The organism is Dyadobacter sp. 32 (assembly GCF_902506755.1).
GTDB lineage: Bacteria > Bacteroidota > Bacteroidia > Cytophagales > Spirosomataceae > Dyadobacter.
Window position 1 is genome coordinate 912,880 of the sequence record NZ_LR735258.1, and the last position, 14,045, is coordinate 926,924.

Sequence of the window (14,045 nt, forward strand, 5' to 3'; positions counted from 1 at the left end):
AATATTATGAATCCGGGATTTGATCCAGAAGAAATTGCGCAGCTAAAAAAAGAATGTAAGGCTGAGCGGTTAAATTTTGTTTACGTCGCTGACGAGTTTGAAGATGATGAAGAGGAAAATAATGAACATGCGCACATCCAGTTTGTAGGCTATTACAAAGAGAAGGAGGTGGTGTACGATGCCTTGATTTATACTTTGCGCTTGCATCATTCCACCTTGGTTTATGACGAAGCACTGGAAAGGTTGAAGAAGGAATTTCCCGACTATGTGTCTCAGGATGAGCGTGATGATCATTACAAAGTAGACCCCGAAAAGGAGGAGGAAGCAGAAACCTTGCTTACTGAATTTATTGAGGAGATTGAAGAGAATGAAGAAATTACCGTAAGGGAACACGTGGAGATTGACGATACGTTTGAATATGGGATAGGCCTTGAGGTGGGGCTTAACAAAACGGAAATAAATGAAAGGGTGATCAATGACTTCATTATCCGTTTCAATTCAGGAAGGCTGCAACTGGATACCACGTTGTATTCCTTCACAGGAAGCGAAGAGGAAGATTGAAATTATGGGAAACCGATAACAATAAAAAAGCCGCTGTAAAGCGGCTTTTTTATTGCAAAATTCTAATTGTTATAGAGCAGCTTTTACGGTTTTGATAATACGTGCAGCTACTTTGTAGGGATCAGCAGCCGAGTTAGGACGACGATCTTCCAGGTATCCGCTCCATCCTTTTTGAGGAACCAGAACAGGAATACGAATGGACGCACCACGATCGGAAACACCATAACTGAAATCATGAATGCTTGCAGTCTCGTGCTTACCGGTAAGTCTTAAATGGTTGTCTGCACCGTATACATCAATGTGTTCTTTTACTACAGGGCGGAACGATTCGCAAACTTTGTCGAATACCTCTTTGCTGCCAGCTGTTCTCAGGGCAGTGTTGGAGAAGTTAGCGTGCATACCGCTTCCGTTCCAGTCAAGATCTCCCAATGGCTTGCAATGCCAGTTTATTGAAACACCATATTTTTCGCCGATACGCTCGAGCAGGTAGCGGCCCAGCCAGATTTGATCTCCGGCTTCTTTCGCGCCTTTTGCGAAAATTTGAAATTCCCACTGTCCTGCTGCCACTTCGGCATTAATTCCTTCTACGTTCAAACCTGCATCAAGGCAAGCATCAAGATGCTCCTCAATGATGTCGCGGCCGTATGCGTTTTGAGCACCTACTGAACAATAGTATGGGCCTTGTGGTGCTGGATATCCATTTGCAGGAAATCCAAGAGGTTTGTTTGTTTCAATATCCCAAAGGAAGTACTCTTGTTCGAATCCGAACCAGAAATCGTTGTCATCATCTTCTATTGTTGCCCGACCGTTAGAAATGTGTGGAGTTCCATCAGCATTCAAAACTTCGCACATTACCAAATACGCATCTCTGCGAAGCGGATCAGGTACGATATAGCAAGGTTTTAGCAAACAGTCAGACGAGCCTCCAAGAGCCTGCTCAGTGGATGAGCCATCAAATGACCAATTGCTGCAATCTTCCAGCTTGCCGCTAAAATCTTCTTCAATTTTGGTTTTGCTGCGCAAACTCTGGGTCGGCTTGTAGCCATCCAACCAAATATACTCCAGCTTGGATTTTGACATAATAGTACTAGATAAAGTGGTGACGAATTAATAATACGACACAATATTAATGCTAAATTGTATTTTAAAAAATTAAATCTAATAAAATTTATGAAACCGCAGAATATTATTGGGAATTTGGTAGTATTGTCAGTAAAAAATGTATTTTTCTTATAATTTGGGTGTCGTGTCAAATCTATACGTAAGGGCATAGTTTTGCGTCGGTTCGCCTAAAATCAGATGAAATTATGGACTGAAACTATCGAAATACCGTTAAAATCCAAAATATGCGATGTTTTTCAATATATTTAAATTCTTGGTATTGTTACTTTTTTAGTAAGGTGTCTTTGGGGTAAATTCACTAGTTTTGAACATTGCTACGTTTTGGACTCAGACATTTTGCTGTTGACTGTTTTATGAATTTATTTTTTCTGCCGGAACCTGGGGTTTATGAATTGGATGAGGAGGAGTCGCGTCATTGTACAAAGGTGCTTAGGTTGACTACCGGAGCTGTTATCGATGTTACAGATGGGGCAGGTTTGCATCAGCGTTGCAGAATCAATGTAGGACAAAGGAAGGTTACTTTGGAAGTGGTTGATTCCGTTCATATTCCTAAGCGCCCTTTTTCAATTACCATTGCTGTTGCTCCGACCAGGAAGGCTGAAAGAAACGAGTGGATGGTGGAAAAAATGACCGAGCTTGGAGTGGAACGGATCGAATTTGTTGTTACAGATCATACGAGTCGCGAGGGACTGTCGAGGGTGGTGAATCTCACCCGATTGAATAAGATCGCAGTTGCTGCGATGAAACAGTCGCAACAATTTTATAAGCCTAAAATCACTTTAAACAGTAATTTTACGGAGTTTGTAACGGGAATAGTGGCTGATAGGAAGTTAATTGCCTATGTGCCCGATAATCAATTGTATGATCATGTCTTTCAAAAGGTCAGGAAGGATCAAAGTACAGTTCTACTCATTGGGCCGGAAGGTGATTTTTCGCCGTCTGAGGTACAGGTCGCAGTGGAGAAGGGTTTTGAAACCGTATCGTTGGGAGCAAATCGTTTGCGTACAGAAACTGCAGCAGTCGCAGGATGTGACGCTATCAACCTGGCACAATTATTGAAAACTGTGGGATGACCAATCACTTGCTTAAAATTTATAAATCGCTGTGCATATGCAAATTATCAAAGGTTGGGTCTTGGTGCCCATGTTGCTCATGTGTTTTACATATTCCGTATTTTCTCAGTCGACCTTAAAGATTGCAAAGCTTAAATACGGAGGAGGGGGGGACTGGTACGCTAATAAAACCTCATTGCCTAATTTAATCAGATTTTGTAATTCGGAACTCAGGATGAATATAAGTGCCGCCGAAGATGTGGTTGAAGTGGGAAGCCCGGATTTATTCACTTACCCATTTGTGCACATGACCGGACATGGTAATGTGGTTTTTTCAGATGCTGATGCGCAAAACTTGCGCAATTATTTGTTGTCAGGGGGCTTTTTACATATCGATGATAACTATGGCCTGGACCCCTTCATTCGCAGGGAAATGAAGAAGGTTTTTCCTGAGCTTACGTTTGTCGAATTGCCGTTTGATCATCAGGTATACCGCCTCAAATACGTATTCCCGGACGGATTGCCAAAGGTTCATGAGCATGATGGGAAAAAGCCGCAGGGATTTGGGTTGATCTGGCAAGGGCGTTTGCTTTGTTATTACTCCTATGAGACCGACCTGGGAAATGGATGGGAGGACCAGAGTGTTTATAAAGATCCGGAGGAATTGAGACGTAAGGCTTTGCAAATGGGTGCCAACCTGGTAAGTTATGCTTTCACGCTGCTGTAATCCTGCCATCGGAATAAGGGTTATTCGGATGGATGGTTTGTTAGACTGAATATAAATAGAAGGACATATTTACGTTCCTTCATGATGGTATTATCAGCGTTAGGTATTAAATTTGTAAGGTGTAATAATTTATTAATAAAAAGTCATTCATGTATATTGTTCTTGCGGTGTTTGTTGTGCACTGGTATCTTTCTCTATTCTGCCAAACCTTTTTTCTTCATCGCTACTCGGCACATAAGATGTTCATAATGAGTAAACCATGGGAGAGGTTTTTTTATCTGCTTACATACCTTTCACAAGGATCATCCTACCTGAGCCCACGAGCTTATGCTATTTTGCACAGGATGCATCATGCGTTCAGTGATACAGAAAGAGATCCGCATTCACCCCACCATACCAAAAATGTGTTCACGATGATGTGGGAGACTAAGGATATTTACAATGCCGTTTTGAATCGTAAGCGCGCTATCGAGTCTCAATTTGAGCGCAATTATCCAGAATGGCGTTTTATAGAAAAACTTGGGGATTCGTGGATGTCCAGATTGGGATGGGCTTTGTTGTACTCCGCTTTTTACATTCTTGCGTATCTGTACCTGGATATGCACTGGGCATTTTTCTTTTTGTTGCCTATTCATTTTTTGATGGGCCCCATCCATGGAGCCATCGTGAACTGGAGTGGTCATAAGTACGGTTATCAAAATTTTGATAACGATGATAAATCTAAAAATTCACTGATTTTTGACTTTTTAATGATGGGTGAATTGTTTCAAAATAATCATCATAAACGGCCCAATTCAATCAATTTTGGGTCTAAATGGTTTGAAGTTGACCCCACTTATCCTGTGATTAAGCTATTGAACAAGATGAAGATTATTGAGATCAGAAAGAAAGCCTGACCTTAGCCTGAATACTATGAATGCAGCTTGCAGCAATGTGAGCTGTTTTTTTGTGACCACATCAACCTGTTCGACATACCCCTAAAAAAACTTTGGCAGGTGTGATAGACACCTGCCAAGTTTGCTTATTAACACCACAAAAAATGAAATCTCATTTAATATTTTTACCTCCTTCGTCAATAGCCTTAGAGGAACAATACAAAAATATACTGCAATACTTAAAACGAGCTTAAGGTAAAATTAGAATTTGCTTAGAGTCTGAGAAATTCAAGAATGAAGATTGTTCCCTGCGGATGATTGGGCAGTATGGTGGTGGTGCCGTTGTGTAATTTTACAATTCTATCCACCAGTGACAGGCCAATACCATAGCCCTTGACGTTGGCGGTGTTTTCACTTCTGTAAAATGGCTGGAACACCAGTGTTCGGTCAGGTTCCGGGATTCCTTTACCTTTATCGCTAAACTGAACCGTTACTTTGTTTTCGGATGTTCGTAAACTCACATTCACGGAGTGATCTTCCGAAAACTTGCACGCATTGTCCATTAAATTGAGGAATGCGGTTTTCAGCAGTGTTGAATTGCCCGATATTTCCAGCCAGGTATCGTCGTCCGGGAGCTCGTCCAATTGAAACTGTATGAAGCACTGGGTGCTGGATTGGGACAAGGTGGTGCGCGTGTCCCATAGTAATTCGTCAATTCTCACCACTTCTGTCAGAAGATCCCCCTGATCCTCACTTACCTTCGCCAATTCTAAAAGGGTATTGGAAAGCTGGGCTAGCTCCTGGATGTCTTCAAGTACGGAGTGTATGGTGCTGCGGTATTCGGAAGTGCTTCTTTCCTTCATAGCGCTTACTTCGAGTTGTGACCTGATTTTTGTCAGTGGATTTTTTAGCTCATGAGATACATTGGCAACGAATATTTTCTGCATCTGAAACGCGGTTTCAATGCGATCGAGCAGCTTGTTGAAAGTGGTGGTCAGCCGTCCAATTTCATCTTGCTGATTAGGAACTTCAAGTCTGGTGTCCAGCTTTTGTGGCAGAATTCCCTCAATCTCATTCATCACCCGGGATATGGGACGGAGTGCTCGTTTGGCAAAAATCCAACCTGCGAAAGCTACAATAATTGTCACGCCAATAAAGAGACCGATCAAAAGTTTGGAAAGGTTGATCAAATTGACCTGCCCAACCACATCCTGAGCGCCCAGTAACACGACGGCTTGTGTATAGGGCAATTTGGTGGACAATGCGACCACCTTCGACTGGCCGTCGGTATATCGGATCTCTCCAGCCTTCCGCACTTCGTTAAGCCAGTATCTGGAAACATGAATGCTTTTGGAGCTTGTACTGGAATTGGTGTACATGAGCCGGTTTTTATCATCGTAGATCAGAATGATCTGATTATAGATCCGGTCGGTATTGGACCCTTCCAAAGCTCTGATGATATCCGGACTTACTACCACTCCGCCCAATAGCCGCGCAGACGAATTGGCTTTTGAAACCAGTCTGTCGTAAAAATCCTCTCTTAAATTGATGTAGGAAAAGAAATAGATGGCCACAAAAGTGACCAGCAGTATTCCGCTCACCAAAAGGGAAAATTGAACGGTAAGGCGGGTGCGGATCTGCATGGTTTACTCGGTTTTTAACACATAGCCCATTCCAAACTGGGTGTGAATAAGTTTTACCGGATAGTCTTTGTCTATCTTTTTGCGTAGATAATTTACGTATACCTCAATGACATTGGTACCTGTATCAAAACCAATGTCCCATACTTGTTCGGCAATTTCTACCTTGGAAATCACACGACCCTGATTTCTGATCAGATACACCAGTAAATTAAATTCCCTGGCCGTTAAGTTTATTTTGTTTCCCGCTCGATGAACTGTTTTGGCATCCATGGAAATCTCAAGATCAGCAAAACGAAGTATTTGGGCTGTTTGTGAAATTGAAGAACCTCGTTTGGTAAGTGCCCGCACTCTGGCCAGCAATTCTTTAAATTCAAACGGCTTTACAAGATAATCATCAGCACCCGCGTCGAGCCCCGTCACCTTGTCGTCCGTTGTACCAAGAGCAGTTAACATAAGAATTGGCGTTTCGTCCCCTCCTTTGCGAATTTCACGACACAATTCAATGCCGTTGATTCCCGGAATGATGATATCGCTGATGATAAGTTGGTAGGTGTTGTTTTTGGTCATCTGCTTGCCAATGAGCCCGTCATAGGCAATATCTACCTCGTAGCCGTCTTCTTCCAGGCCCTGCTTGATGGATTGTACCGTTTTTGGCTCATCTTCGATCAATAGTAATTTCATAAGATTAACTTTCGGGGGTCGGGCGTTCGACCGTTGTGAGCTTTAACTTTAATTCTCTTGTTAAACGGCTTTTATCAGGCAACTGGCAGAAACAGTTCTGAGATTTCTTCCCAGTTTGCTACCCGCTTAAATGCACGGTTTTGCAGGTTATGCGGTGCCGAAAATAATATACCTTCCCCTTTGAATGCCATCAGATTTCGCACATGATCGTCTATCAGGTAGTCAGAATGAATGATACTCTTATAACCGCAAAATACAATGTTTGTCCACGGGATGAAACTGAAATGCCTGTGCAACCAGTCAAATTTATCCTTGAATGACGTGGGAAATTCCATGCACGCAGTGGCTATAAAAACTTCGTAAAAATGGGACAGACGATACACCGTTTCCTTTGCCCCGTCCATCACTTCGATGTCGGCGAAGAAGCCAGGCGAATCAATAATTTTATTTAATCTCTTTAATTGTTTTGGGTGTAACAGTTCTTTTAGTGCTTTGGAATGCAGTTGTTCCTCTGTAAGTAAGGAATCAAAATCGTTCAAAATAATATTGACTAGCTTTTTGTGCGTGTTGGCAAGCACGTCGTCCATGTCTAGGGTAAGTCTCAGCATCACATTAGTGTTCTATGCGTGTCAAAATTTTCGAGATGGTCGTTTACTCTTTTCAAAAACATGCCACCCAATGAACCATCCACCACGCGGTGATCGTAGGAGTGAGATATAAACATAAGACTCCGGATTCCAAGCAGATCGCCCTGTGCGGTTTCAATAACTGCCGGTTTCTTCTTGATCGCTCCAAAAGCCATAATGGCAACCTGTGGCTGAACAATAATGGGCGTGCCCATCAGATTGGAAAAGGCGCCGATATTCGAGATGGTATAGGTCCCACCGGTCAGATCATCAGCTTTCAGTTTATTCTCACGGGCACGTCGCGCCAGTTCATTTACCTTTCGTGCCAGGCCTGGCAGATCGTACTGATCGGCATGATGAATTACGGGAACGATCAGATTTCCATCAGGCAAAGCCACCGCCATCCCTATGTTGATGTCTTTTTTCTTTATGATTTTATCGCCTTCCACCGAGATGTTAATCAACGGGAAATCTTTGATTGCTTTTACCACGGCTTCGATCAGGATCGGCGTGAAAGTGATACTGTCACCGGACTTCTTACGGTAATCTGTTTTAACTGCCTCCCTCCATTTGACAACAGAAGTCATATCAGTCTCGATAAATGACGTAACATGAGCCGATATCCGTCTGGATTCAACCATCCGTTGTGAAATCATTTTACGCATTCGATCCATTTCTATGATCTCATTGCCACCATTCAGCGAGGTAAAAGCCAATGGCTTGTCTTCTGAGAGTTTTCGCAGTTTCAGATACGCAATGATGTCCGTTTTGGTTACCCGGTTTTCTGCACCGGTACCGTGGATTGAAGAAAGCTCCTTTGGCGAAATATTTTCCTCCCGCGCTATATTGAGCACTAAGGGTGAGTAGAAGGTATTGGTTTCAGCAGTTTCCTGTGGAAGGCTTTGCTCAACAGATATACGAACTACATCATCGATTCGTTGCTCAAGACTCTCGATTACGGCTGGATCGTGGGTGTCCTCAGAGTAAGTGGCAGGTGACGATGATTCCGCTACAATGATGGCATCGTCGTCTACTTCAATTTTAGCTACCGGGCTTCCGATGGCAACAATTTCCTGCTCTTTCACCAACCATTCGGTTAATACACCCGTATAGGGTGTCGGAACTTCGGTGTCTACCTTGTCGGTGGCAACCTCCAGAATAGAATCGTCTATTTGAATTTTTTCTCCGGCCTTTTTTAATAAGTTCAGTACCGTACATTCCATGATACTTTCACCCATAGGCGGCATCAACATTTCGACTATTTTCATGCGTATTTTGGTATCAGCTAATGATTACTTGAATGGTTGAAACAGGGCCATTATTTTCATTCTTCTCTTTGCATCCGATTCAAGCTTCAATTGGCAATGCTTTTAATATGGTTTTTCTTAACAAGTTAAGCGCATAAGAGGACGTAAGTTCAATGTTGATCTTTCTCGTGCCACTCAATTTGAGTTGCTGAGTTACTGTTTCCGTAGGTGTTGCACAAGCTATCCAGACGGTCCCTACGGGTTTTTCAATGGTTCCTCCGTCGGGTCCTGCGACACCCGTTGTAGAAATGGCATAGGTGGTGTTGAGTGATCTTCTCGCTCCTTCGGCCATTTCGCGGGCTGTCTCCTCACTTACGGCACCGTATGTTTCCAAGGTCTGTGGTGAAACGCCCAGAATGTTCACTTTCACTTGATTACTATAACTTACTACCGTTCCCTGATAATACTGAGAAGAACCGGGGACACTGGTGATTTGGCTGGCAACAAAGCCTCCGGTGCAACTTTCGGCGGTGGCCAGCGTCGAAGAGCTCTTAGTGAGTAACGCTCCAACGACCGATTCAAGTTCGTCCGAATCAAATCCAAAGACATTTTCCCTGATCAAGGGAAGTAATTGATCTATTTGGGCCTGTAGTTCCTCGTTGAGCTGCGTACTGTCTGTCCCAGATCCGGTCAATCTTAGCTTTACCTGACCGAAATGCGGCAGGTAGGCAAGTTTTATGTGTTCCGGTAATGCATCTTCCCAATCGGCTATTTGGGTTGCCAGGAATGACTCGCCTATACCAATTGTGCGTACCGATCTGTGTGTGATAATGTTTTGATTATATCGTTTCTGCAGTCGGGGTAGAATTTCAAATTCCATCAGACTTTTCATTTCGTATGGAACCCCGGGCAATGAAACGTAAATAACCCCATCTTTCTCGAACCACATGCCTGGCGCAGTTCCCCATAAATTTGGGATATAAGTTGCGTTTGTTGGGAGCGCCGCCTGTTGAATGTTCAGTTCAGTCATAACGCGACCTCTTTTAGCAAAGAAATCGGTGATCAATTTAAGTGCTTCCTGATTTATTTCGAGGCTGCTTTCAAAGTACTCGCAAAATGTTTGTTTGGTAATATCATCTTTGGTGGGTCCAAGCCCACCTGTAACGATTACAATATCAGCGCGTTCACTAGCCCCGCAAATTGCGGACAATATATCTTTCCTGTTGTCACCAACGGAGGTCTTTCGAGTCGGCCTGATACCGATATCGGTGAGTTGAGAGCCAATCCATTGTGTATTCGTATCTGTAATTTGTCCAAACAGAATTTCATCTCCTATGGTAATAATTTCAGCCCGGATTGTCTGGCTCATAAATCAAAATTTGAGTTAAATACACCGTTTATTTTTCAAAATTAAGTAAAATTAATCGTTATTGAGTACGTTTGAGTCATAGTTGAAAATTAACAAACTGATTACTAATGAACCAAAAATTCTTAATTATAGCTCTTTGCGGGCTATTATCCGGCTGTGCTTCGCAGGCACAATTCAATTCTAATTTGGGTAAGGTGCTGGATGGAATTCAAAAGTCGGGTGGCGCTCTTACCGAGGGTGACATAGCCCGGGGATTGAAAGAAGCGTTGACCGTAGGCATTGGAAACGGGTCGGCCGAAGCGTCCAAAGTCGATGGGTATTTTAAAAATGAATTAATTAAAATTGTCGTTCCGCCGGAGGCTCAAAAGGTCGCTGAAACGTTGCGCAAGATGGGACTTGGCAGTGAAGTGGACAAGTTTACACTCTCATTAAACAGGGCTGCGGAAGATGCCGCTAAAAAATCCAAACCGATTTTTGTGAAAGCCATCACCTCCATGACCATTACTGATGCAGTGGGAATTCTGAAAGGTGAGGACGACGCCGCAACCCAGTATTTGAAGCGTACCACAAATCAGGAATTGTTTTCCACCTTTTTCCCGGTTGTAGACAGCACCTTGAATCTGAATAAGGCTACACAATATTACGCAGATCTGGTTAAGACTTACAATCAAATCCCTTTGGTTAAGAAGGTAAATCCTAACTTAAAGGAATACGCCACGCAGAAGACGATAGATGGATTGTACGTGCTTATTGCCCAGGAAGAAAAGAAAATCAGAAAAGATCCGGTGGCTCGGGTTAGTGATTTATTAAAACGCGTTTTTTCACAAACAGGAAAGTAGGATCACTTTGTGTTGCCCAATTGGTTACTTTTGTGAAAACGGACTGTTTTGTTTGTTCTGCTTCAAGCTCTGTTTTGTCCCCGATAAAGCAAAGCTGTCCGTTGAGACTATAATTAACATTTAAATTACGGATGAAAAATTCTGAAATTCACTTTACCGTTGAGCTGGATAACCAAAATGTCCCTGATAAAATACATTGGAGTGCGACGGATAATCCCAACGAAGGCATCAATGACACCCGTGCCATTGCTATCGCGGTGTGGGATCACTATCACAGAGGGACTTTAAAGATTGATCTCTGGACGAAGGAAATGGAAGTGTTCGAGATGAAACGATTCTACATCGAAATTATGAGTGGGATTGCCGATACGTTGCTGACCGCGACCAACGACCGTACCATGGCCGACTCTATTGAAGGTCTTTGTGAGACACTTAGTAAAAAACTGGACGAGGAGATGAAAGCAGCAAAATAGGTAACAGGAATCAGCATACACAGAAGGCTATTGCGAGGGCGATAGCCTTTTGTGTTTTTGCCCTTTTGTAAAATATAATTCTTGCAGATCAGGGTAATATACAATTACTCAAATTACTGTAATTCCAGCTGATCTTTTTTAGGAAGTCCTTTCACCACCAGATCGTAGGAGTGTTTGATCCACGAGAAAATAAGGTCTGAGGAAATATTACCGGTCACCAGCACGGTGTTCCAATGCTTCTTATTCATATGAAAACCTGGACGAACATCCGGATAGATGGTACGGAGTTCTTCTGCTTTTTCCGGATCACACTTGGCGTTGAACTGAATCTGATGTGATTCGATCGGTGTGAGTAAAAACACTTTACCCAAAACCTTAAAGACCAATGTATCCGGTCCAAACGGAAGTTCTTCAGTAACCCCTGGGAGAGAGAGGCAGTAATCCCTTATTGATTCGAGGTTCATGCCAAGTGTTTGATGATGAAATAAATTACCCCGCAGAGAAACATCACAATGGAGATTTTATTGATTCCATGCATCATACGCAGATTAAATGACGATGGCGCATTCGGGTCGGGTTTTTTGAATACCCTGATAAAATAGTAAAATACGTCGCCTAATTGAAAATACTTTTTCATAGGAATGGATTTAAAATGGTTTGATCACACAAGGACTTCTACTTCGTTGGGTTCGATCCAACGACCGTCTTCCCGGATAAGTTCAATCAGCTCTTCCACGGCCCTGGCCGCTGTTACCGACCGTTTGATAACCTGCTGCCCCCGATAAAGGGCTATTTTATCTTTTCCCATGCCTACATAGCCGTAATCAGCATCTGCCATTTCACCCGGGCCGTTTACGATACAGCCCATAATACCAATCTTAATTCCTTTCAGGTGCTCGGTATGTTTGCGTATCATGGCTGTGGTTTCCTGCAGGTCAAACAACGTCCGGCCACAGGAGGGACATGAAATGTATTCAGTTTTAGACATGCGGGTTCTTGCCGCCTGTAAAATGCCAAAACCGATGCTGTTGAATAGAGATTTGGCTTTAAGCCTTTCTACATGATTGGAGTCTGCGGTGAATTGAGGGGAAAGCAGGATTCCATCGCCAAAGCCGTCGATGAGCAAACCTCCCAAGTCGGTTGCGGAATACAATGTAAGGTCATCCTTTAAGTCCGTCTTGTACGTACGCTGAATCACAACGGGTACTTTGATCCGGTTCTCGACCAGTTTATAGAAAAACCGCCGCATTTCCGGCATGGCATGTTCGTTGGCACTGGATAGGACAAGTACCAGATTGAGTTTGCCGGATAGGGATGCCAGAAACTCCGGAGAGAATGAGTGGATCGTACCGCTTATAAAATTTATCTGATCAGAAAGCTCCAGCGAATTGTTACTGAGCCATGTCTCAGCGGTTAGTAGGGGAAACTTGTTACTTCTATCGGTATGTTCGCGCCATTGCTCGTAGTCAATAATTTCCTTCAGGCCGTTTGGAAGCATAAAGGGCACCGGATTTTTTCCTGAATAAATAAAGTCTGCACCCTGATCGTTCATTGCCCATTTATCGGGCACTGGAAGGAAAAAATGACCTATGCTTTTCAGGTCATCCAGTTCCGACACAATATGATTGGAATAATCTGCAATCACCCGGGGCACATTCAGGCCCCCAATGTTGTAAACCTCTTTGGTCTCCCGTCTGACATATTGAAATGGGTTGATGGGGCAGTGAGAAACCGGTTCGATATGGCCATGAGGTGTACGTAAAGTGTACCTTGCGATGAGTGCCCTTGCCACCGGGGCCTCATTTTCAGGCGCTTCGGTTAGTGATACACGAACCGTGTCCCCAAGGCCATCTTCGAGCAAAGTGCCGATCCCTACTGCGGATTTGATTCGCCCGTCTTCAGCTTCGCCGGCTTCAGTTACTCCCAAATGCAAAGGATAGGATTTCAAGCCCTCTTCATTCAAACGAAGAACCAGTAACCTGTAAGCTTCAACCATTACCTGGGTGTTGCTGGATTTCATGGATAACGCGATGTTGTAGTAGTTGAATTCCTCACAAATGCGAAGAAATTCCAACGCCGATTCTACCATGCCCAGGGGCGTATCACCATAACGGCTGAGAATACGATCCGAAAGGGAACCATGGTTTGTGCCAATCCGCATGGCTGTACCATATTCCTTGCAAATTCTGATGAGCGGGATGAATTTTTCCCTGATCCGCTCCAATTCGGCAGCATAGGAAGCGTCTGTGTAATCGATTAGTTCAAAACGTTTGCGATCAGCGTAATTGCCCGGGTTGATGCGGACTTTTTCTACGATCCTGGCAGCAAGCTCTGCGGCATTTGGTGTGAAATGAATATCGGCTATCAAAGGCACCTGAATTCCCTCCTTGTGCAGGCCCTTCCTGATATTCTCCAGATTCTGTGCTTCTTTAACACTTGGAGCGGTAATCCGGACATACTCACATCCCGAATCGACCATTCTCTTCACTTCTTCAATCGAACCCTGCGTATCCATGGTGTCCACCGTTGTCATGGATTGCACCCGGATAGGATACTGTGATCCCATTGGTATATCTCCGATCTTGATGGTGATCGTATCGCGGCGTATGTATTCCGTCAGGGACGGGCAGTAAATGTTTGTTTTTTTTTCGGGAGCTGTGATCAAAGTCATCGCTGTTTTATATAATGAATACCGAAAGTTCTTTTACTTTTAAAATTGCAATCGATACGGTCTGCAAAGTTCACGAAAGTAAAACACAAATGGAATTTTATTGGTGCATTTCCTGTGTCGACTTTGTTTTGTAAAAGCACATGCAAAAACAAAAACACC

Annotated in this window: 15 protein-coding genes; 6 read left to right on the forward strand and 9 right to left on the reverse strand. The window is 43.4% G+C overall.

All coding sequences use genetic code 11. The features are described from left to right. The first annotated feature begins 6 nt into the window (after positions 1 to 6). Positions 7 to 561 (forward strand): hypothetical protein, encoded by a 555-nt coding sequence (locus DYADSP32_RS03575; protein WP_149243995.1) that lies wholly within the window; start codon positions 7 to 9, stop codon positions 559 to 561. Positions 562 to 630: 69 nt separating this feature from the next. Here the strand turns inward: DYADSP32_RS03575 and DYADSP32_RS03580 are convergent, their stop codons facing one another. Beyond that, positions 631 to 1,641 (reverse strand): glutamine synthetase beta-grasp domain-containing protein, encoded by a 1,011-nt coding sequence (locus DYADSP32_RS03580; protein WP_149243994.1) that lies wholly within the window; start codon positions 1,639 to 1,641, stop codon positions 631 to 633. A gap of 395 nt (positions 1,642 to 2,036) precedes the next feature. Here DYADSP32_RS03580 and DYADSP32_RS03585 point away from each other — a divergent pair, with 395 nt between their 5' ends. From DYADSP32_RS03585 to DYADSP32_RS03595, 3 genes are all read left to right on the forward strand, one after another. Continuing rightward, positions 2,037 to 2,756: a 16S rRNA (uracil(1498)-N(3))-methyltransferase gene (locus DYADSP32_RS03585; RefSeq protein WP_149243993.1), complete on the forward strand. Its 720-nt coding sequence runs from the start codon at positions 2,037 to 2,039 to the stop codon at positions 2,754 to 2,756. A 70-nt stretch (positions 2,757 to 2,826) separates the two neighbouring features. After that, on the forward strand, positions 2,827 to 3,462 hold the full coding sequence (locus tag DYADSP32_RS03590) for a DUF4159 domain-containing protein (protein WP_149244982.1): 636 nt from the start codon (positions 2,827 to 2,829) through the stop codon (positions 3,460 to 3,462). Positions 3,463 to 3,611: 149 nt separating this feature from the next. After that, positions 3,612 to 4,358, forward strand: coding sequence for an acyl-CoA desaturase (locus tag DYADSP32_RS03595; protein WP_149243992.1), 747 nt, complete (start codon positions 3,612 to 3,614; stop codon positions 4,356 to 4,358). A 251-nt stretch (positions 4,359 to 4,609) separates the two neighbouring features. On the opposite strand, the gene DYADSP32_RS03600 is transcribed toward DYADSP32_RS03595, so the two are convergent. From DYADSP32_RS03600 to DYADSP32_RS03620, 5 genes are all read right to left on the reverse strand, one after another. Further along, positions 4,610 to 5,980, reverse strand: a complete 1,371-nt coding sequence (locus tag DYADSP32_RS03600) for a sensor histidine kinase (protein ID WP_149243991.1) — start codon at positions 5,978 to 5,980, stop codon at positions 4,610 to 4,612. 3 nt (positions 5,981 to 5,983) lie between these two features. After that, positions 5,984 to 6,661 (reverse strand): response regulator transcription factor, encoded by a 678-nt coding sequence (locus DYADSP32_RS03605; protein ID WP_149243990.1) that lies wholly within the window; start codon positions 6,659 to 6,661, stop codon positions 5,984 to 5,986. 74 nt (positions 6,662 to 6,735) lie between these two features. Continuing rightward, positions 6,736 to 7,269 (reverse strand): 5' nucleotidase, NT5C type, encoded by a 534-nt coding sequence (locus DYADSP32_RS03610; RefSeq protein WP_414617486.1) that lies wholly within the window; start codon positions 7,267 to 7,269, stop codon positions 6,736 to 6,738. Next, the gene (locus tag DYADSP32_RS03615) at positions 7,269 to 8,555 is read right to left on the reverse strand and encodes a dihydrolipoamide acetyltransferase family protein (protein ID WP_149243989.1); all 1,287 of its coding nucleotides are present in this window, start codon (positions 8,553 to 8,555) and stop codon (positions 7,269 to 7,271) included. Before DYADSP32_RS03615 ends, DYADSP32_RS03610 begins: the two co-directional genes overlap by 1 nt. Positions 8,556 to 8,634: 79 nt before the next feature. Continuing rightward, complete coding sequence (locus DYADSP32_RS03620) at positions 8,635 to 9,903, reverse strand: competence/damage-inducible protein A (RefSeq protein ID WP_149243988.1); 1,269 nt, start codon at positions 9,901 to 9,903, stop codon at positions 8,635 to 8,637. Positions 9,904 to 10,010: 107 nt separating this feature from the next. Between DYADSP32_RS03620 and DYADSP32_RS03625 the strand changes: the two genes are divergently transcribed. After that, positions 10,011 to 10,742 carry a DUF4197 domain-containing protein gene (locus DYADSP32_RS03625; RefSeq protein WP_149243987.1) on the forward strand — a complete coding sequence of 244 codons (732 nt, stop codon included), beginning with the start codon at positions 10,011 to 10,013 and terminating at the stop codon, positions 10,740 to 10,742. A 131-nt stretch (positions 10,743 to 10,873) separates the two neighbouring features. Then, a complete protein-coding gene (gene gldC, locus DYADSP32_RS03630; RefSeq protein ID WP_149243986.1) occupies positions 10,874 to 11,215 on the forward strand; it encodes a gliding motility protein GldC in 342 nt (113 codons plus the stop codon). Positions 11,216 to 11,328: 113 nt separating this feature from the next. Here the strand turns inward: gldC and DYADSP32_RS03635 are convergent, their stop codons facing one another. The 3 genes from DYADSP32_RS03635 to ispG are packed head-to-tail and all read right to left on the reverse strand — an operon-like array spanning position 11,329 to position 13,886. Then, entirely contained in the window at positions 11,329 to 11,679 is a 351-nt protein-coding gene (locus DYADSP32_RS03635) for an MmcQ/YjbR family DNA-binding protein (RefSeq protein ID WP_149243985.1), read from the reverse strand. Continuing rightward, positions 11,676 to 11,852 carry a DUF6728 family protein gene (locus DYADSP32_RS03640; protein WP_414617487.1) on the reverse strand — a complete coding sequence of 59 codons (177 nt, stop codon included), beginning with the start codon at positions 11,850 to 11,852 and terminating at the stop codon, positions 11,676 to 11,678. Before DYADSP32_RS03640 ends, DYADSP32_RS03635 begins: the two co-directional genes overlap by 4 nt. 24 nt (positions 11,853 to 11,876) lie before the next feature. Further along, positions 11,877 to 13,886: a (E)-4-hydroxy-3-methylbut-2-enyl-diphosphate synthase gene (gene ispG, locus DYADSP32_RS03645; protein ID WP_149243984.1), complete on the reverse strand. Its 2,010-nt coding sequence runs from the start codon at positions 13,884 to 13,886 to the stop codon at positions 11,877 to 11,879. Positions 13,887 to 14,045 lie beyond the last annotated feature (159 nt).